13 protein-coding genes are annotated in these 19,178 nt (G+C 59.1%); 11 read left to right on the top strand and 2 right to left on the bottom strand.

All coding sequences use genetic code 11. The features are described from left to right. Window positions 1-64: 64 nt before the first annotated feature. The 10 genes from B1C80_RS05770 (at window position 65) to B1C80_RS05725 (ending at window position 14,672) form a co-directional block, all read left to right on the top strand. A complete protein-coding gene (locus B1C80_RS05770; protein WP_077920127.1) occupies window positions 65-1,579 on the top strand; it encodes a SusD/RagB family nutrient-binding outer membrane lipoprotein in 1,515 nt (504 codons plus the stop codon). A gap of 129 nt (window positions 1,580-1,708) precedes the next feature. Further along, window positions 1,709-2,629, top strand: a complete 921-nt coding sequence (locus B1C80_RS05765) for a metallophosphoesterase (protein ID WP_077920126.1) — start codon at window positions 1,709-1,711, stop codon at window positions 2,627-2,629. A 200-nt stretch (window positions 2,630-2,829) separates the two neighbouring features. Next, a complete protein-coding gene (locus tag B1C80_RS05760) occupies window positions 2,830-3,357 on the top strand; it encodes a phosphonate degradation HD-domain oxygenase (RefSeq protein WP_077920125.1) in 528 nt (175 codons plus the stop codon). 46 nt (window positions 3,358-3,403) lie between these two features. Beyond that, window positions 3,404-6,169, top strand: a complete 2,766-nt coding sequence (locus B1C80_RS05755; protein ID WP_077920124.1) for a phosphoesterase — start codon at window positions 3,404-3,406, stop codon at window positions 6,167-6,169. Between the two features lie 139 nt (window positions 6,170-6,308). Then, entirely contained in the window at window positions 6,309-8,555 is a 2,247-nt protein-coding gene (locus tag B1C80_RS05750; protein WP_077920123.1) for a TonB-dependent receptor, read from the top strand. Window positions 8,556-8,588: 33 nt separating this feature from the next. After that, window positions 8,589-9,860, top strand: coding sequence for a DUF5690 family protein (locus tag B1C80_RS05745; RefSeq protein WP_077920122.1), 1,272 nt, complete (start codon window positions 8,589-8,591; stop codon window positions 9,858-9,860). Window positions 9,861-9,904: 44 nt separating this feature from the next. Then, window positions 9,905-10,522: a class I SAM-dependent methyltransferase gene (locus B1C80_RS05740; RefSeq protein ID WP_077920121.1), complete on the top strand. Its 618-nt coding sequence runs from the start codon at window positions 9,905-9,907 to the stop codon at window positions 10,520-10,522. 75 nt (window positions 10,523-10,597) lie between these two features. Next, complete coding sequence (locus B1C80_RS05735) at window positions 10,598-11,539, top strand: AAA family ATPase (protein WP_077920120.1); 942 nt, start codon at window positions 10,598-10,600, stop codon at window positions 11,537-11,539. Window positions 11,540-11,643: 104 nt separating this feature from the next. After that, entirely contained in the window at window positions 11,644-13,728 is a 2,085-nt protein-coding gene (nadE, locus tag B1C80_RS05730) for an NAD(+) synthase (protein ID WP_077920119.1), read from the top strand. Between the two features lie 77 nt (window positions 13,729-13,805). Beyond that, on the top strand, window positions 13,806-14,672 hold the full coding sequence (locus B1C80_RS05725) for a DMT family transporter (RefSeq protein ID WP_077920118.1): 867 nt from the start codon (window positions 13,806-13,808) through the stop codon (window positions 14,670-14,672). Between the two features lie 138 nt (window positions 14,673-14,810). On the opposite strand, the gene B1C80_RS05720 is transcribed toward B1C80_RS05725, so the two are convergent. After that, window positions 14,811-15,743 (bottom strand): OmpA family protein, encoded by a 933-nt coding sequence (locus tag B1C80_RS05720; RefSeq protein ID WP_236648642.1) that lies wholly within the window; start codon window positions 15,741-15,743, stop codon window positions 14,811-14,813. Window positions 15,744-15,998: 255 nt separating this feature from the next. Here B1C80_RS05720 and B1C80_RS05715 point away from each other — a divergent pair, with 255 nt between their 5' ends. After that, a complete protein-coding gene (locus tag B1C80_RS05715) occupies window positions 15,999-17,072 on the top strand; it encodes a hypothetical protein (RefSeq protein WP_201723555.1) in 1,074 nt (357 codons plus the stop codon). 100 nt (window positions 17,073-17,172) lie between these two features. On the opposite strand, the gene B1C80_RS05710 is transcribed toward B1C80_RS05715, so the two are convergent. After that, on the bottom strand, window positions 17,173-19,178 hold a 2,006-nt coding region (locus B1C80_RS05710; RefSeq protein WP_077920115.1), incomplete at its 5' end, for a hypothetical protein.

Below are 19,178 nucleotides of genomic sequence, written 5' to 3'. Positions count from 1 at the left end.
TTCTATCATCATAGTCGTTGCCGGTTTGCTGATCGTCAATCACTACCATCGATATTCAAAAGCTATGAAAGTGCTTAAATCAATTGTTTTTGGCCTGGGCCTGTTGGTCGCTACTGCCTGCGACAACGAGTTTGAAGAGGTCAATACCAACCCGAACGTCCCGACGCAGGTATCGCCGGATCTGCTGCTGGCGGGTGTGCTGCGAAATACGATCAACGACCAGGTCGGTGAGGCCTGGGGCATTGGCAACATCGTTGTGCAGCATACGGCCAAGATTCAGTTCGTAAACGAAGATCGCTACCTCTGGGGTGAGCGCAACGGCGTCTGGAACAGTGTCTACGGTAATATGCGCAACGTTCAGAACATCATCGACCTGGCTACCGCGGCCGGGCAGAACAACTACCTCGGGGTGGCGCTGATCTGGAAGTCGTGGCTCTTCTCGCTGGCAACCGATGCCTACGGCGATATCCCGTATACCGAAGCGACCCAGGCCAAGTCGGGCGGTGTTTACGCGCCGAAGTACGATACGCAGGAAGCCGTATACACCGGTATTCTGGCCGATCTGGCCAAAGCGAACGACCTGCTCGGTACTAGTAACGAAGTGCTGGCCGGCGACATCCTGTTTGGCGGTGGGGCCGGGTCTATTGCCCGCTGGAAAAAACTGGCCAACTCGCTCCGGCTGCGGGCGCTGATGCGGATTTCCGGCAAGCGGAACGTCGCGGCCGACCTGCAGGCTATCGTTGCCGACCGGGCCAAATTCCCGATCATGGAATCGAACGCCGACAACGCAGCCCTGACCTATCAGCCTACGGCTCCGAATCAGTGGCCGCTCTACGGCTCGCGGGTAGGCTCGTTCGATGAGTTCCGGGCCAGCAAGTCGCTGGTCGACCGGCTGCTGGCTATCAACGATCCGCGGCTGCCGGTCTTTGCCCGGCCGGTCGAGCGGCCCTCGTCGGCGGGTAAGGTCGAATACGTAGGCGTACCCAACGGGCTGGGCGATACGCCGGCGCTGAACTACAACGGTGGTCCGCAGGGTGTTTCGCGGGTGGGTCTGCCGTTTGCCTGCCTCGTCTGCAGCTCGCCCGCGCCGGTGCCTAACGTGGCGCGTGGACTGGTGATGACGTATGCCGAGGTGCAGTTCCTGCTGGCCGAAGCCCGGGAGAAAAATCTGATCTCGACGGGTAGTGCCGAAACGTATTACCTGAATGGTATCCGCGCCAATATGGACTACTACAAGGCGATCGTACCGGCCGAGTACGGCATCAACGTAACCCCCGCGGCCGACTATTTCACCCAGGCGGGGGTGGCCTATACGGGGACTACCCAGCAGAAGCTGGAAAAAATCGGGACCCAGAAGTGGGTGGCGCTGCTGTTCAACGGACTTGAGGGCTGGTTCGACTGGCGCCGGACGGGCATTCCTACCGTTACGCCGGGGCCCGATAACCTCAACGGAAACCGGGTGCCAGTGCGCTACCCGTACCCGCAGTCGGAGCAGGCGCTGAACGGTAAGAACCGGGCCGAAGCGGTAACCCGTCAGGGAACCGACGATCTGAACACGGCCGTCTGGTGGGACAAGTAGGCCGACGCCCCTTACTTTACGGGAAGTACAGCTTCGGACTGTTGCAATCGCCCGCGAAACTGGCTAAACTGCATCGGTATTGGGTTCATACTCAGTGCCGATGCAGTCATTTGTTCGATCCCTTTTTTTATGAATCGTCGTTCACTCCTCAAAACCGCCGGCCTGCTGCCACTCGTTGCGCCGGATTTGCCCCTTGTTGCCAGCGCTGTTCGTAAACGATCCGTTCGGTTCGCGTACCTGGGCGATACGCACATCACCGCCGACAGTAAACCGATGGAGTCCGTTGCCCGCTGTCTGCACCACGCGCAGGACCAGGCCGATAAACCCGCTTTTATTCTCCACGGGGGCGATACGATCATGGATGCACTGGGGCAGGACCGCAGCCAGGTGCAAAAGCAGTGGGACGCCTGGCATACCGTCGTCAAGGGCAACAGCTCGCTGCCGATTGAATACTGCATCGGCAATCACGACGTCTGGGGGTACGAAGGCGCCAAAGCGGACCCGCTCTACGGGAAAAAATGGGCCGTTGAGCAGATGGGCATCAGCAACCGCTACCGCTCGTTCGACAAAAACGGCTGGCACTTTATCATCCTCGACAGCGTACAGACCACCCCCGAGGGCAAGTGGTATACGGCCCATATCGACGCCGAACAGATGGACTGGCTCAAAAACGATCTGGCTCGCACCGATCCGAAAACCCCGGTGCTGCTGTTGTCGCACATCCCGATTGTGTCGGCAACAGTCTTTTACGACAAAGCCAACGTCAAAAATGGCAACTGGCAGATACCCGGTAGCTGGGATCATACCGACGCCGTTGATCTGATTGCGCTGTTCTACCAGCACCCTAACGTAAAGGCTTGCCTGAGCGGCCATATGCACCTGCTCGACCGGGTCGAGTACAACAACGTAACCTACTTCTGCAACGGGGCCGTCAGCGGCAACTGGTGGACCAGCGACACCTACCACCAGACCAAAGCCGGCTACGCCTTATTTGACCTCTACGACGACGGCACCATAGAACGAACGTATCTGACGTACAATACTAAATAGTGATGAGTGATGAATGATGAGCGATGAGCCAACGCCGTGGTCTGTGAGGACACGGACCACTTATCCGGATGGTATTGCTGACGCACGAGTGGTCCGTGTCCTCACGGACCACGGTACGGAGGGCCACGGTGACGTCCAGGTTCACTCCCTACGCATCATTCATCACTCATCACTCATCACTCATCTTTCACCATTCACCTATGACTACAATACTCGATTTGTTTGCCCAGGGGGGGCAGGATGCGTATTACGGGGAGCCGGTTACGCAGCTGGAACATGCGTTGCAGACGGCGCTGCTGGCCGAACAGGCCGGGGCCGATCGGGAAACGGTGCAGGCGGCTTTTCTGCACGATATTGGCCATTTGCTGCCTGCCGACGCGGCCGAAGGCTACATGGATGGCTACGGCACGGTTGACCACGAGCGGCTGGGGGCCGATTTTCTGCGGCAGCGCGGCTACTCGGAGAAAGTAGCCGCGCTGATCGAGCATCACGTCAACGCCAAGCGCTACCTGGTTGCGAAGAACCCTGAGTACTTCGCTCAGCTGTCGGACGCGAGTTTGCGGACGCTTGAGTTTCAGGGAGGACCGATGACCGCCGACGAAGCCGCCCGCTTTGAACAGCATCCGTATTTTGCCGAAATCCTGCAACTGCGCCGGTGGGACGAGCAGGCGAAAATTCCGGGCTTGCCCACACCCGATGTTGCCTATTACCTGGCTTTGTCTGCCTGATAGCCGGTCTGTAATCCGTTTTTCGTCCGTCTAACCGCCTTACTTTATGAAGTTATATCTACTGACTGGCCTGGCGCTGCTCGCCGGGTCGGCCTTTGGCCAGAAAACCTATACGACGTTACAGGTACCAGGCCGGGTTGACTACTGCCGGATCGATACCGGCCGCAACCGGCTGGCGGGCCGGGCTGTGTTGCCGAGTGGCCGGTACGTAACCCCGGCGGGGCAGACGATCCGGATAACGAATGATCCATTCGGGCTGACGCTCTCGCCCGACGGGACCAAAGCCCTGACGCTGCACGACGGCGTGCTGACGGTCATCAACACGGCAACTCTGGCCACCGTCCGGGTGCCCGACTATGCCGGTACGATTCCGTCGCCGGTACAGGGAGCTACCTTCCTCGGCGTAGCGTTGGCACTGGATCATAAAACGGCTTACCTGAGTAACGGAGACAAAGGCCGCGTCATCATCTTCGACACCGAAACCCTCCGGACGACGGATAGCATCGACCTCAACGGCAATGGCTATACCGATAGTTTTACGTCGGACCTGCTGCTCAACGGTCGTGAGCTGCTGGCACTCGACCGGGCCAACTTCCGGCTGGTGCGCATCGATCTGGCCACGAAGCGAATTACAGCCTCGATCCCGACGGGGCGGCAACCGTTCGGGCTGGCGCTGACCCCCGACCGGAAGCAGGCATTTGTGGCCAACGTGGGTCTGTATGCGTACCCGCTGGTGCCGGGCGTAACCCCCACTAATAAAGACACCATGATGCTCCAGTTTCCGGCCTATGGGGCGCATACCAAAGAATCAAGGGAAGGGGTTGAGCGGGATGGCCGGCGTATACCGGGCCTGGGTAGTCCGCTGGCCGACGAGGCCATGAGCGTCTGGCTGATCGATCTGGCCACCAACCGCGTAACGGCCAAACTCAAAACCGGTCTGCAGATTGGGGAGCGAACCGGCGCCCGGATGATCGAAGAAGCGGAGGTAGTTGGTGGGTCGTCGCCCAACTCGGTGGTGGTGGGCAGCCGCTACGCTTATGTGTCCAACGCTACCAACGACAATATCTCGATCATCGACCACCGATCGCGTAAGCTGGCCGGTACGATTGCGCTCCGGGTCGACCCGAAACTGGATCGGTATCGGGGCCTGATGCCCTTTGGCCTGACGCTGACCAAGGATGAAAAAACACTGTACGTGGCCCTGCTGGCGTTCAATGCCGTGGCCGTTGTCGATCTGCCGACCCGCACGGTCCGGGGGCTGATTCCGACCGGCTGGGGACCTACCCGAGTGGCGCTGTCGCCCGACGAAAAAACGCTGTATGTTACGTCGGCGCGCGGCTACGGAGCCGGGCCCAATGGGGGCGCAGGCTTCGTGAAACCACCGCAGGGTACGTATATCGGCGATATCCAGCTGGGCACGTTCCAGGCTATAGACCTGCGGGCCGACCTGCCCGCCCTGACCCGGCAGGTACTGGCCAACACCTACCAGACCGTGGCCGTAGCTGATCCGGGGCGTAATCCGCTGCCCGTGCTGCCCAGAACGCGGCCCTCACCGATCAAACACATCGTCTACATCACCAAAGAAAACCGAACGTACGATGAGGTGCTGGGCCAGCTCCGGGCCGGGAAAGGCGACTCGACCCTGGCTCGTTTCGGTACGGGCGTAACCGTACGGTCACGTATAACCACCACGCGGGGTAACAGCGGTCGTACCACCGATCAGCCGGGTGATTCGGTACGGATCACGAGTGCCGACATTATGCCGAACCACGCCCGGCTGGCGAGTCAGTTTGGGTTCTCCGACAACTTCTACTGCGATTCTGACGCCAGCATTCACGGGCACCACTGGATGATGGGCACCATTCCGAACGAGTGGGTAGAGGCCAATGCAGCCTCGGCCGGCCGGTTCGACCCGTTCTCGAAAGCGCCCGGTCGGCGGTTCCCGAAGTCGTCGGGGGCCATCGATCCTGAAGATTACAACGAGATTGGCGGGCTGTGGGAAGCGCTGGAACGCAGTAAGGTCTCGTTTTATAACTTTGGTCAGGTCAACGAATACGCCGGTAACTACGAAGAGCAGTTTGATACTCTCTTCGGCGCGGCTCATCCGGTCGTGTTTCCGATGCCGGCGGCCGCTTTTCGACATACCTCCCGAAATTTTGCGGGCTATAACACCAACATCCCCGATCAGTTTCGGATGGATCAGTTCGAACGGGAGTTCACGGCGAAGTGGCTCGGTAAAAAACGGGCGCCCCTGCCGCAACTGCTCACGGTCATGCTGCCCAATGACCACGGGTCCGGTCCCCGTCCGGACGAAGGCTATCCGTATCTGCACTCGTACATGGCCGATAACGACCTGGCGCTGGGGCGTATGCTGCACTTCCTCTCGCGGACGCCCTACTGGAAAAATATGCTGGTGATCGTGACCGAAGATGATCCGCAGGGAGGTGTTGATCATATCGATGCCCACCGCTCGCTGCTGATGCTGGCCGGTCCGTACGTGAAACGGGGTTATGTATCGCACACGCACGCCAACTTCGGGTCGATCCTCAAGATGATCTACAACCTGCTCAGCGTGCCCTACGTCAATCAGTACGACGCTACGGCCTCGCTGCTCCAGGACTTCTTTACCGACAAACCCGACCTGCGCCCCTATACGGCCGTCCTGCCCGACGCCCGCATCTTCGACCCGCAGGAGGCCATGAAGCCCTACAAAAAAAACTTCGACTGGCGTAAAATCCAGCGCGGCCCCGAGATGGACGACCGCGCCGACCAACGCGCCGATCATTACCGGCAGCAAACGGAAGGCCGTTAACCAGAGTGACTATTGGTAACAACCGCGTCATTGACGAACGAGAACAGTCTAAAAATCAACGTTAACTAAGAAGTAGGCACATTTTTCGTTGGCTGGCTCCTGTAGTCAGTATCTTATGTGCTGATCAACCTGAAACATCATGCACAAACTGTACACCCTGCTTGGCAGTCTCCTGCTGCTTCAGCAAACCTTTGGCCAGACCCTGAGCGGGATGGTACGTGATGCCCGAACCAGTTTGCCGCTTCAGGGAATGACCGTGCAACTCATCCCGACTACCCGGGGCACAACCACTGATAGCCGGGGATACTTCAATTTCTACAACCTGTCCAAAGGCCAGTATACCATACGGGTAAGCTCGGTTGGCTACCGGCTAACCGACTCGACGGTGACGATAGACAGCCGGGCCGACTGGAAGATACTGGTCTACGCAACCCCGAGCGTTATTCAGCTGAATCAGCAGCTCGTCTCTACCCCACAACGCAGCGAATCCGTTGATTTTGACCGCCCTGAAGTAACCACGCTGATTACCCCCCGCGACCTGCGGCAGCGCTCGCCCCGGACCGTACCCGAAGCCCTGGTTGGCGCAACCGGCGTATTTCTGCAGAAGACCAATCACGGGGGCGGCTCGCCCTTTGTTCGTGGGCTGACTGGCCAGCAGACGCTGCTGCTGATTGACGGCATCCGACTCAACAACGCTACCTTCCGCTCCGGGCCTAACCAGTACCTGAATACCATCGACCCTCAGAGCGTGGGGCAGATCGAAATTCTGAGGAGCAGCGGGTCGGTTGCCTATGGCTCCGATGCCATCGGCGGGGTCGTAAACGTGCTGACCAAAACCCCGCAGTTTGCCGACCGCCCGGCCGTAACGGGCAGTTTCTTCGGAAAGGCCATGACGCAGGATATGGAATACAGCGGCCGGGCCGAACTGGGGGTTTCGACCCCGTCGGTAGCCATCAGGGGCGGCTTCGCGTACCGGAAGTTTGGCGATCTGGTAGCGGGCCGTGGCCTCGGGCGGGAGTCACCCACGGGCTATAACCAGCTGTCGGGCGATATAAAAGGGCGGTTCAAGCTGTCGAACCGGCTCATTGCCACGGCGGCCTACCAGAACCTGCAACAGGATAGCGTACCGGTCTACCATCGGGTCCAGCTCGAAAATTACCGGTATTACCAGTTCAACCCCCAGCGCCGACAGCTGGCTTACGCCCGGCTCGAAGGCTATTACGACTATCCGTTTCTGCAATCGGTGCAGCTGACAGGATCGTGGCAACGGCAGATCGAAGGGCGTCAGAGCCAGCGCAACAACAACCCCACAGCGGTCTACGAACGGGACCAGACCACCACCACCGGATTGAGCCTGCTGGCCAACGCCCAGCCGCTGCGCTACTGGCGGATGCAGAACGGCATCGAGTGGTATTACGACCGGGTTGGCAGCACCCGGCAGGATGTGAATACCCAAACCGGTGCGGCCACGCTGAAACGGGGCCTGTATCCGGATCGGGCAACGATGAGCAGCCTGGCCATCTTTTCGAACCACACGATAACCGTCGACCGGCTGACCCTGACGGCGGGCGCCCGGTATAACGCCTTCCAGATCACTACCCCGGAGGCTACCCTGGGCGAAGCGACCATCCGACCGTCGGCGCTGGTTGGTTCGGCCGGAGCCTCCTATGCTATCGTGCCAGCGGTTCGGCTGGTGGCTTCGGTGGGGTCGGCTTTCCGGGCGCCCAACGTCGATGATCTGGGTACGCTCGGCATCGTCGATTTCCGGTACGAAGTGCCCAATGCCAGCCTTCGCCCCGAGCGGTCACTGACAACCGAGGCCGGCGTAAAAGTACGGACCGGCCGGCTGGCGGCTACCCTGCTGGTGTATAACAACCGGCTGACCGACTTCATCAGCCGCGTCCGGTCGGGTCGGGATTCCATCCAGGGCTATCCGGTATATCTGAAGCAGAACAGCTCGGAGTCAGTCATCCGCGGGCTCGAAGCGGAGGTTGAATACGAGTTCGGGGCGGGCCTGCTGGCGTACGGCGGACTCACCTACACCTACGGCGAAAACAGGACGGCCAACGAGCCGTTTCGTCGGATTCCGCCCCTCAACGGCCGCGCCGGGCTGACGTACCAGCGGGCTGGCTGGTGGGCGCGGGCCGAGTACCTGTATGCACAGGCACAAACCCGGCTGGCCCAGGGCGACAAAGATGATAACCGCATCGGCAAGAACGGCACTCCCGGCTGGCAGGTACTGAACCTCAACGGCGGCTACCGCTGGAAAATGCTGACTGTCAGCGCCGAACTGCAAAACCTGACCAACGAAGCCTACCGGACCCACGGGTCAGGGGTCGACGGTGTTGGCCGCAGCGCGTGGCTGTCGGTGTTGGTTAGTTGGTAGAAATGTCATTTATTGTCAGTCAACAGACGATTCATGACTCCCAGATTCCTTCGCCACCCGACCGCGTTCATGCTCTTCGGAGCCACGGCTGCTTTCTGCACCTACGCCTGCATGTATGCCTTTCGCAAAGGTATCACGGCGGTAACCTTCGAAGGAATGGCCTTTGCGGGGATCAACTATAAGATCTGGCTCGTTACGGCGCAGGTACTGGGCTATGCCGCTTCCAAAGGGCTGGGTATCAAGTTTGTATCGGAGATGTCGCCGGGGCGCCGGGCTGGCAATATGCTGCTGCTGGTTGGCATGGCCCTGCTGGCGCTGCTGGGCTTTGCCCTCGTTCCGGCCCCCTGGAATATCGTATTTCTGTTCCTGAACGGCCTGCCGCTGGGTATGGTCTACGGAATCACCCTCGGCTTTCTGGAAGGCCGCCGACAAACCGATGCGCTGGTTGCCGGACTCACTGCTTCGTTCATCTTCGCGTCGGGCTTCGTAAAAACCGTGGCGCTGTCGATCCGGGCCAGCTGGGGCGTAACGGAGTTCTGGCTGCCTTTCGTAACGGGGAGTCTGTTCGTACTGCCGATGCTCGTATCGGTCTACGCGCTAACACTGCTGCCTCCGCCTACGCCCGAAGATCGGGCGCTGCGTACCGAGCGAAAGCCGATGAACCAGCCCGAACGGCAGGCTTTCGTGCGCGAGTTCGGGCCGGGCCTGGCCCTGCTCATCGCCAGTTATGTCCTGCTGACCGCCTTCCGCGACTTTCGCGACAACTTCGGGCCCGAAATTATGAAAGATGCGGGTGTGGAGAACCCGGCGGTTTTTGCCCGTACGGAAACGCTGGTTGCGTTGGGAATTCTGGTTGTCATGGCCCTGCTGCAGCGCGTGACGGACAATTTTCGGGCGTTTGCCCTGCTGAACGGCATCATGCTGACGGGCGGGGTGCTGGTGGGCGTCAGCACCTGGCTCTACACCGCGGGTACCCTCGACCCCGGCACCTGGTTTCTGCTGACGGGGCTGGGTCTGTACATGGGCTATGTACCCTGCAACGGCCTGTATTTCGAGCGGCTGGTGGCGGCTTTTCGGTACGTCAGCACGGTTGGTTTCATCGTCACCCTGGCCGACTGGTACGGGTATCTGGGCAGCGTTGGGGTGCTGCTGTATAAAAACTTCGGGCAGGGCGGCATCAGCTACCGGGAGTTCTTCGTGTCCGGCGCGTACATCCTGGCAGTCGTTTACGGTATACTGGTCGTCGCGTCGTTTGCGTACTTTAGCCGCAAGTTTCGGGACCGTCCCGAGCCGATGGTTGCCTGACCGACCGCTGCGCCGGGAGAGCTGCCACCGATAAACCGATACCTATGAATCCCTGGAGCGACGTTCCTGCCGATGATTATGAACGCCATATGAGCCACGACACCGTTGGTCAGCTGGCCTGTCTGAGTGAGATTACCCAGGAGAAAATAGAGCAGCGTTATCCGCAGACGATAGCTGTTTATGGCGCCTGCACCGGAAACGGCTTCGTTCACTTCACCGACGCCCGGCGGGTCTATGCCGTTGACCTGAACCCGACTTACCTGGCCATCTGCCACGAGCGCTACGACCCCATCCTGAACGAGCTGGTGCTGATACAGGCCGACATCAACCAGGACCCCGTTCCGATTCCGCCGGATTCGGCCGAGCTGATCATCTGCCACCTGTTTCTCGAATACGTCGATCTGGAGCGGGCCTTTGCCAGTATCCGGCAAACCCTCCGGCGGGGTGGGTTGTTGAATGTGGTACTCCAGCGCAGCAACAACAGCGGCTGGGTCAGCAACACGGGGGTAACAACGCTGCAGCCGGTAGCCGCTATCGCTACCGAGGTGGCCGAGGAAAGCCTGCTAGCTCATACCGCTCCGGCCCTGCGTTTCGAGGGGCGCCAGACCTACCGGATGCCCAACGGCAAAAGCCTGATTTCCTACGATTTTATAAAACAGTAAGAACGAAACGATGCCTGGCTTGACCGATGCGCCCGCAGCATTGGGCAGGCAGGCGAAGTCGTCGAAACGTCAATCATGAAACAGGTGCTGATCCTGACCGGCCTAAGCGGCAGCGGCAAGTCTACCTACGCCCGCCAGTTCTGCGCCGACCACCCCAACTGGCTGCGGGTCAACCGCGACGATCTCCGGCGTAGTCTGCTGCCGGTTTCGTTGCCCGACTACTGGCAAAACTACCCCGATTCGGAAAAAAACCGGATCGAAACGGTTGTCAGCGCCATGCAGGAGACGGCTATTCTGGAGGGGCTGGGCCGGGGGTGGCATGTGCTGGTCGATAATACCAACCTAAAGGGTAGTTATTTCAATGAATTCAGGAAGCTGCTGGCTGAGCATCTAGACGAGGTCACGATCCAGTACCGGCTCATCGATACGCCCCTCGACGAGTGTATCCGGCGCGACCGCAACCGGGACGATTCGGTAGGGGAGGCCGTGATCCGGAAGCAGGCCGAGCAGCTGGCAACCCTGAAAAAGACATTCCGATTTACCCCCGAAACCCTGATCCGCCGGCCCGCCTTTCAACGCGAGCAGGAGAGTCATCTGCCCGGCTGCATACTGGTCGACATCGACGGCACCATAGCCGACAAAGGCGATCGCTCACCGTATGACTGGCAGCGGGTGGGCCTCGATACGCCCAAATGGCCCATCATCAGTCTGGTCAGGGCCATGCAGGCTTCGGGCTATGCCATCGTATTTTTCTCCGGTCGCGACGCCGTTTGCCGGGCCGAAACGGTGGACTGGCTCAACCGGCATTTTGGCTGGACCACGGTCGACTATCAGCTGTTCATGCGTCCCCAGCGCGACAATCGGAAAGATGCCGTCGTCAAGCAGGAGCTGTTCGATCGGCATATCCGGGGGCGGTACCGGGTAGAGTTTGTGGTCGATGACCGCCAGCAGGTTGTCGACATGTGGCGCCGAACGGTGGGGCTTACCTGTCTGCAGGTCGATTATGGCGATTTCTGACCTAAACCCATTTGCCGTCCTTTTTTGTTATTCTTACAGCATCTTTGTCGTGAGAGCGCCCCGCTGCGTTGGGCCAGCCGGATCGATAAGCACTCCCTGTATCCATGAAACTTCTGAAAGTAGCCGCCGGTGTACTGAACCAGACCCCCTTAGCGTGGGAACACAACAAGCAAAACATCATCAACGCCATTGAGGAAGCGCAGCGGCAGCACGTCAGCCTGCTGTGCCTGCCCGAACTGGCCATTACCGGCTACGGCTGCGAGGACGCCTTTTTTGCGCAAAATACCATCGACCAGGCCATTGCCTCACTGCTCGATATCGTTGAGCATACCAATGACATTGCCGTAGCGCTCGGCATGCCGCTGCGGCATAACAACCGGATTTACGATGTGGTATGTCTGGTGGCCAACAAGCGGATTCTGGGGTTTGCGGCCAAGCAGTACATGGCCAACAATGGGCTCCATTACGAAGCCCGCTGGTTCCAGCCCTGGCAGATGGGCCTGCGCGACGAAACCCGGATCGGCGATTTTACCTATCCGTTCGGAGACCTGGTCTTCGACCTGTCGGGCGTCCGTATCGCGTTCGAGATCTGCGAAGATGCCTGGATTGCCAACCGGCCCGGCCGTACGCTGTACGAACGGGGTGTCGATATTCTGATGAACCCGTCGGCCAGCCACTTTGGCTTCTTCAAATCGCAAACCCGCGAGCGCTTCGTGATCGATGCCAGCCGGGCGTTTGGGGTCAGCTACATTTATACCAACATGCTCGGGAACGAAGCCGGGCGGGTCATCTACGACGGCGACGCCATGGTAGCCTCCAACGGCGAACTGCTGGTGTCGGGCGCGCGGCTGAGCTACCACGACTTCGTCATTGTGCCGGCTGTGATCGACATCGACGCGACGCGGCTCAACCAGGTGCAGAGCCGCGGTAACCTGGCCCTGGCCATGACGAACCTGCGCGTCGCTGACCGGTTCGACTGGCCCGAGGTGGCGCCCGTCAGGCAGAAAGCCGAGCTGGAAGCCTGGGAGCGGGGCGGGTACCTCAAAGAAGAAGAGTTTGCCCGGGCCGTGGCGCTGGGCCTGTTCGACTACCTGCGCAAGAGCCGGTCGCAGGGATACGTGCTGTCGCTGAGTGGCGGGGCCGACTCGTCGGCCATTGCGGCTACCGTTTTTCTGATGATCCGGATGGCCGTGCAGAACATCGGCATCGAGGGTGTCAAGAAAAAACTCGACTACATCCGCGCGCTGCAGGACTGCGAAACGCCCGAGGCCATGGTCGGGAAGCTGCTGACGGTCATGTATCAGGGCACCGAAAACTCATCCGACGATACGTTCAACTCGGCCAAAGAACTGGCCGACGACATTGGGGCTACCTTCCTCTCTATCAACATCAACGGGTTGGTAGAAACCTACCGGGGGCTGATCGAAGCGCAACTGGGCCGCACGCTGTCGTGGGATACCGATGATCTGGCGCTGCAGAACATTCAGGCCCGGGTGCGGGCGCCGGGTATCTGGATGATTGCCAACATCAACAATGCGCTGCTGCTCAGTACGTCGAACCGCTCCGAAGCGGCTGTCGGCTACGCTACTATGGATGGCGATACGGCGGGCAGTATTTCGCCCATTACCGGCATCGACAAGCATTTTCTGCGGAGCTGGCTGGTATGGCTCGAAACCGTTGGGCTGAATATCAAAAATGCGACGGAACCCACCGACCGAACCAGCCTGGCTATTGGCCCCGTTGCGGCCGATGAGCTGATCAAGGTAAAAGGACTGCGCGCTGTCAACAACCTGCAGCCCACCGCCGAACTGCGACCACTCGACAAGAAACAGACCGACGAGGATGACCTGATGCCGTATGATGTGCTGAACGCCATCGAGCAGGCCGCCATCCGCGACAAGCAGCCCCCTGTCGATGTGCTGAAGCTCGTAGAAGTACAGTTTGCCGGTACCCACGAGCGCGAAAAACTGCTGATCTGGGTAGAGCGGTTCTTCAAACTCTGGAGCCGCAACCAGTGGAAACGCGAACGCTACGCCCCCAGCTTCCACCTCGACGACCACAACCTCGACCCGCGCTCGTGGATGCGTTTCCCGATTCTGTCGGGCGGATACGAAAAAGAACTCGCCGAGATGCGCGACTGGGCTGCCGAGCAAAAGCCCAACGGTCGTCGGGGTAAGATTGGATTTTAACCCGACGATTCTGCCGTGACAGACAGACAAACGAACCACGCAGCCCTGCGACGAGTGGCTAAACCCGGGGGGAGCCGATGAAACAGCTGCTCCCCGGTGTTCTTTTCGCGGCTCTCTGGGCGTCGGCATCGGCGGCAACCAAATTTGGCGTGCTGTCGGTGCATCCACTCATTCTGGCCAATGTGCGCTTTTTTATTGCCGGTACCGGCATGTTGTTGTTCGCGTACGGCATACAGCGTACCGACGCCTGGCCCAACCGGGCTGAGTTTGGCCGGCTGACGATTTTTGCGCTGCTGAACACGACGATCTATCTGGGGGCGTTTGTGCTGGCACTGAAGCAGGTATCGGCCGGAATCGGTAGTCTTTCTACGGCTACCAATCCGCTGTTCATTGCGCTGCTGTCGGCGCTGTGGCTGCGCCGTATGCCGCGTCCGAACGAGCTGGCCGGCCTTATGCTGGGGCTGGTTGGGGTTGGGGTGGCAACGTATCCGCTCCTGCAGGATGCGCACGCTACCGTAGAGGGCCTGGTGATCCTGCTGGTCGGTATGGTCTCGGTATCGGCCGCAACGGTCTATTACGCGCGTTTTGAATGGCGTCTGCCCAACCTGGTCATCAACGGCTGGCAGGTGTTGCTGGGGGGCTTTCTGCTGATACCCTTCACGCTCCTGAGCGCGGCTTTCGACCCGTCGGTGTTCGGCGCTTCAAACTACGATGCCCGGTTCTGGGCGTCGGTCTTCTGGCTGATCATACCGGTGTCGGTGGCGGCTCTGCAACTGTGGTTCTACCTCGTTCGGCAAGACCCCGTCCGGGCGTCGCTCTGGCTCTTTCTCTGCCCGATCTTCGGCTTTCTCTATTCGTACGTACTGCTGGGCGAACCCATCACCCTGTACACCGTAGCTGGCACCGCCCTGGTCGTATCCGGCCTGTGGCTGGGCCGCCGGTAAGGGCGGGGTAGTCCGTTTCTACGTTCTTACATATGGTCCGTGCGGTCGGCGCTCCGGTCCTCACGGACCACCCAGCCATATGGTTTGTTGCTGACGCGGGTGAGACGCGAGGGCCGGTGCGCCGGTGCGATCGCGTCTCTACTGTTTGACTACGATCATCTCGACGCGCCGGTTCTGCTGGCGGGAAAACTCGTGGTTGTTGCTGGCAATGGGGCGGGTTGGGCCGTAGCCGCGGGTGCTGATTCGATTAGCAGCTATGCCATTCTTTACCAGAAACTCTTTGACCACATCGACCCGCTGCTTCGAGAGCTTCAGGTTTTCGTCGAAATCGCCCTGGTTGTCGGTATGACCGGCCAGCTCAATTTCGGCGGTGGTGTTGGCCTGCATGAAGGTCAGCAGCTGATCGAGTGCGGGCTGGGCGTCGGGCAACAGCTCGGCTTTGCTTTGTACAAACTGAATAGCCCGCAGCTGCGTAGTTTTTCCGACCGGAGCCACAACGAGCGGAGGAGTGTAAACCACTTTAGCGTCGAGAGTTTTGGGCGGGGTGACGCGGGGGCTGCTGGCGGGAGGAGGAGTCGGTCGGGCCGGAGGGGCCGTAGCCACGGGAGCCGCTGCCGCTGGTACCGTCGCTGCATTAGCCGTGTTTGTACCTGAGGCTAGTATGTCTGTGGATTGGGTGGTTGAAGAGGGCATAGTCTGGCGCGTATCGGCCAGCGTCACATTTTTTTCCTGAACAGGGGGTTGTGTCCCGGTACGATACAGCCGGATCACTTTGGTGAGCTTGTTCACGTAGATAGACGTATACGTGAGTTGTTCGTTGAGGGGATGATAGCCATCAGCGCTAATGGTTACTACATAAGACTGACGGGGGCCAAGGGTGATTTTGAACGAACCGTCGGCTCCGGTTCGTTGCGAACTCCCTTTCACGCCGGCCTGATTCGTGGCTGAAATAAGAGCTCCGCTGAGCGGCTTCCGGTTGGAAGCATCGACAACGGAACCCTCGAAGGTGACGGCCTGAAGCGTTGAGGGCGACATGGGCGGGGTTTGTCCCCAGCCAGTCTGTGGAAACAACGGACTAGCTAGTAAGCAACAGTAAATAACGAGAGGCTGTATTCGTTTCATGTTTTCTTTCAACGTAAAAACGCAAAGCAAAAGTGCCTTCGCTCGCGCAAAAATACAATACGGCCTACCCACTCTATATGTCTTTGGATGTGTGTTTTTTAAGGCTTAAAAATATAATGTAACTCATTGATTTTCAAAGAGCTTATATGCGTGAAATTGGGGTCGGAAAAGGAACGCCTGGAATGCCTTTTTTGTTGATAAAGTATGACACAGATAACCAACGTGACGATGCATTCCCAGAACGCTCAGGCACCGCTTGCACCAGCTCCGGCGAGCCATTTGCCGCTCGACGAGAACTGGCGGAAGTCTATTCCGGCACAGGTGTTTCTGAACCATTTTTTCGCCATGGATTATCACATCCAGCACCAGAACGACCTGTTCGATGTGGCTAAGTTTCCCCTCTTCGGACAGTTCCATGGACGGGTGAATGAGGCCAGCTACAAGGCACTGGAAAAGTTGCTGCTCAACAGCTGGAGTGCCGAATATGCGCTGCGGATCACGCCCGTTGTGAACGACGAACAGTATCTGCAAAGCTCACTGCACTGGACGTTTCCGCAGGCCTATTACAGTGCGCTGTTCAGCGCCCGGGCTTTTCTGGCGGTGCAGGGCATCCAGGTGAGTAACGAAGAGCTGATCCGGAAGCGGATCGGAAACATGGTCGTACGTGGCTATTACCCGTCGTCCATCGGCTACTACGCGCTTGGCCCGATCAATAACTACCGCATTCAGCGGTTGCCGATGGCCCGGCGATTCAGCGTTACGGCGAAAACTGACCTGCTGCTGCCGTCGCGGGCGGGGTCGGCCCAGGCCGAACTGGCGCAGTTTCTCAAAACCACCCGCGACCAGCGGGTGAAGTCGCTGCGTAATGCCATCCAGAACAATCCCAAAACGGCGCTGCGAAGCCCGAAGACGGGTGAGATTCTGCAGAAGTTCAGCGTTGAGCAATACAAGCAGCTGGCCAGGCAGATCGGGTATACCACCTATTTCGACATGCTGAGCCGCCTGCGTATCTCGTCGACCAACCGGGAAATCGAGCGGTTTGTCGACTCCGAGATCGATGTGAAGCTGTTTCACCAGAGCCTGGTCAATATCGTTGCCCATGTCAACGCTGTTCATGAAGCGTACATTGCCAAAGCGCTGGGCGTGGACGCGTACCGGCAACTGGTCAGTAAGCTGCCCGCTTATCTGCAGGAGAGCTTCGTGCGGGAGCGGATGAACACGACCATAGCACCTATGCTGGAGTCAGGTCAGGCAACGGACGGCCTCATGGCAGCCTGATGTATACAACTTGCTGGTGATACTACGAAAAAGCCGTTTCAGATGACCTGAAACGGCTTTAAAGTAATCAGCTTTTATCCGAACTCATTTTAAGAGTGTCTTACTGGTTTTCGAGGTTTTCGGCCGAAATCCACTTGATGCCGATCTGCTGGTTGTTGGCAGGTTCTTCATTGGGGTTGGCGTAGTTGATCGAAAACTCATTGATAATACCGTTCCACTGCGGGTGGTTACCGACCGGAATTGCAATGGTCCGGTACTGGTTGTCGCCCGTAATGGGGAAGGAGATCGACTGACCAGCCCATTCGGATTCGATGGGCGACTGACCAATTTTCCGCCACTTCAGCACAAACTGGGTTTCGTTGGTGCGCGCCCGTATTCTGATGTAGATGCGGTTGATGTCAGATGCTTTGTAGCCTTTGCGGGGTGAGGTGAAGCTGAACCGCCGGTTTTTCGGGGTAATGCTCAGTTCGTCGCCCACAGGATAGCCCTGATCATAGCCTTTCTGGTACGAGAATCCATGCCGTTTGCTCTGCCCTGCAAACACGTAGTGTGGCTTGGTTTCGCTTTGCGGCAGCGAGTTGATCGTGTTCCGGATTTCGTTCAGGCTACCCACAACCATGTTGAAGTCGAATTCGTAAACGCCGTTCCGGTCCAGGGTCAGTTTCAGGCCATTGGCGATATAGCCGGCGTTGAGCGCTTCTGGCGGACCCCAGCCTACGCTGTTGAACAGACCTACCTTGAACTCGTTCGAGAACGGCGTATGCAGCGCAATACCCCGGTTATCCTGCGGACGTACGGCGGCAATCCAGGGCTCAGAGGCATCGACGTTGAGCGGGGCAATCTGGCCCATCGAATCGTCGTACTGGTTCAGGGTTTTGCCACTACCATCGAGGTTGGGAATATCGTTTACCTTAACCAGCGGAGCGTTGGTGTAAGGCGTTCCCTGAACCACGTAGTACTGGTAGAACGAGCCGCTGGTATAGGTACAGGGCAATTCCTGCTGGCGGGCATGGTCATAGAACTGGCTGCCGGTTTCGGGCCGGTTGCCCGTAATCCGAACGTGCCGGCGAACGATGTTACCCTGAAGCTGAATCCACTGCTCAATGATATAATCGCCCGGGATGTTGTTCAGGCCCCACTGCAGCGGCCGGGTTTTGCAGTACAGCATGTTGTTGGTCTTACCAAAGGCCAGGATAGGCGAGCGGTTCAGCAGCACGTCACCACCCTGTACCGGGTTGTAGCCAATGTTGTCATGGAGCTGACTGCCGCCCGTTGTCCAGCCCTGATTAGCATCGGGAAGTCCGTAGATCGCAATCTGGTCGTCGCGCCCCGTATCCCGCTTCCCGTCCTTCACGAGGCAGTTGATCATGTTCTCGCCAACCTGAAGATCCGTTACTTCCCGAACTACGCCCCCTACGGCCAGATCGATGGCTACCCGTACCCGCTCGTTCTGGATGAACGGCCGTAAGTCGCTCGGCTGCGGACTGTCCAGGATCGGATAATCAGTGGACGGCGGTGGGGTCACGATCGGTGGTGTGGTAACCGGCGGGGTCGTGGTGGTCGTGCTCGGTGGGGGTGACGTTACCGGCGGAGTGCCCGATCCTGAACATACATCCGTCGTGAGCGGGCTGTTCGTGATGTTGCGGTCCGTGCCGGTGGGTCGAACCGATACGATCAGCTGCGCGCCCGACTTGTAACTGGCCGGAATGGTCCACAGGAAGCCAAACTTGTTGTAGCTGTAGCCGAAGGCGCTGGCCACATCGCTGCGGGGCTGATCGGCGGTAATGGTGGCCGCTTTGGTACCGTTGATGTAAATGTCGAGGCTCACCGACTGGTTGGGGTTGTTGGCATCCAGAATCCAGCCGCCAACGGTTTCGCAGCGGGCGTGGTCCAGCGACGAGCGGTAGCTGGCGTTGGGCGCGGGCGGAGTCACCACCGTTGTCGTTGGTGGTGTGGTCACCGTGGTGGTCGGTGGCGTCGTTACGGTCGTCGTGGGCGGGGTGGTTACCGTCGTGGTGGGTGGCTCGGTAGTGACGGGGGGTGTACCGCTCCCGGCGCAGACGTCGGTGGTGCGTGGGCTGCTGTTGAGCTCGATGCTGGTGCCGG

The organism is Spirosoma sp. 209 (genome assembly GCF_002006735.1).
GTDB classification, from domain to species: Bacteria; Bacteroidota; Bacteroidia; order Cytophagales; family Spirosomataceae; genus Spirosoma; species Spirosoma sordidisoli.
Note: the sequence above shows the minus strand (reverse complement) of the source record. Positions and strands in the feature narration are given on the sequence as shown.

Excerpts from the sequence above, each read along its gene's own strand:
- B1C80_RS05750 (WP_077920123.1), top strand. The coding sequence starts at position 6,309 with ATGCACAAACTGTACACCCTGCTTGGCAGTCTCCTGCTGCTTCAGCAA.
- B1C80_RS05765 (WP_077920126.1), top strand. The coding sequence starts at position 1,709 with ATGAATCGTCGTTCACTCCTCAAAACCGCCGGCCTGCTGCCACTCGTT.
- B1C80_RS05755 (WP_077920124.1), top strand. The coding sequence starts at position 3,404 with ATGAAGTTATATCTACTGACTGGCCTGGCGCTGCTCGCCGGGTCGGCC.
- B1C80_RS05740 (WP_077920121.1), top strand. The coding sequence starts at position 9,905 with ATGAATCCCTGGAGCGACGTTCCTGCCGATGATTATGAACGCCATATG.
- nadE (WP_077920119.1), top strand. The coding sequence starts at position 11,644 with ATGAAACTTCTGAAAGTAGCCGCCGGTGTACTGAACCAGACCCCCTTA.
- B1C80_RS05770 (WP_077920127.1), top strand. The coding sequence starts at position 65 with ATGAAAGTGCTTAAATCAATTGTTTTTGGCCTGGGCCTGTTGGTCGCT.
- B1C80_RS05735 (WP_077920120.1), top strand. The coding sequence starts at position 10,598 with ATGAAACAGGTGCTGATCCTGACCGGCCTAAGCGGCAGCGGCAAGTCT.
- B1C80_RS05760 (WP_077920125.1), top strand. The coding sequence starts at position 2,830 with ATGACTACAATACTCGATTTGTTTGCCCAGGGGGGGCAGGATGCGTAT.
- B1C80_RS05725 (WP_077920118.1), top strand. The coding sequence starts at position 13,806 with ATGAAACAGCTGCTCCCCGGTGTTCTTTTCGCGGCTCTCTGGGCGTCG.
- B1C80_RS05715 (WP_201723555.1), top strand. The coding sequence starts at position 15,999 with ATGACACAGATAACCAACGTGACGATGCATTCCCAGAACGCTCAGGCA.
- B1C80_RS05745 (WP_077920122.1), top strand. The coding sequence starts at position 8,589 with ATGACTCCCAGATTCCTTCGCCACCCGACCGCGTTCATGCTCTTCGGA.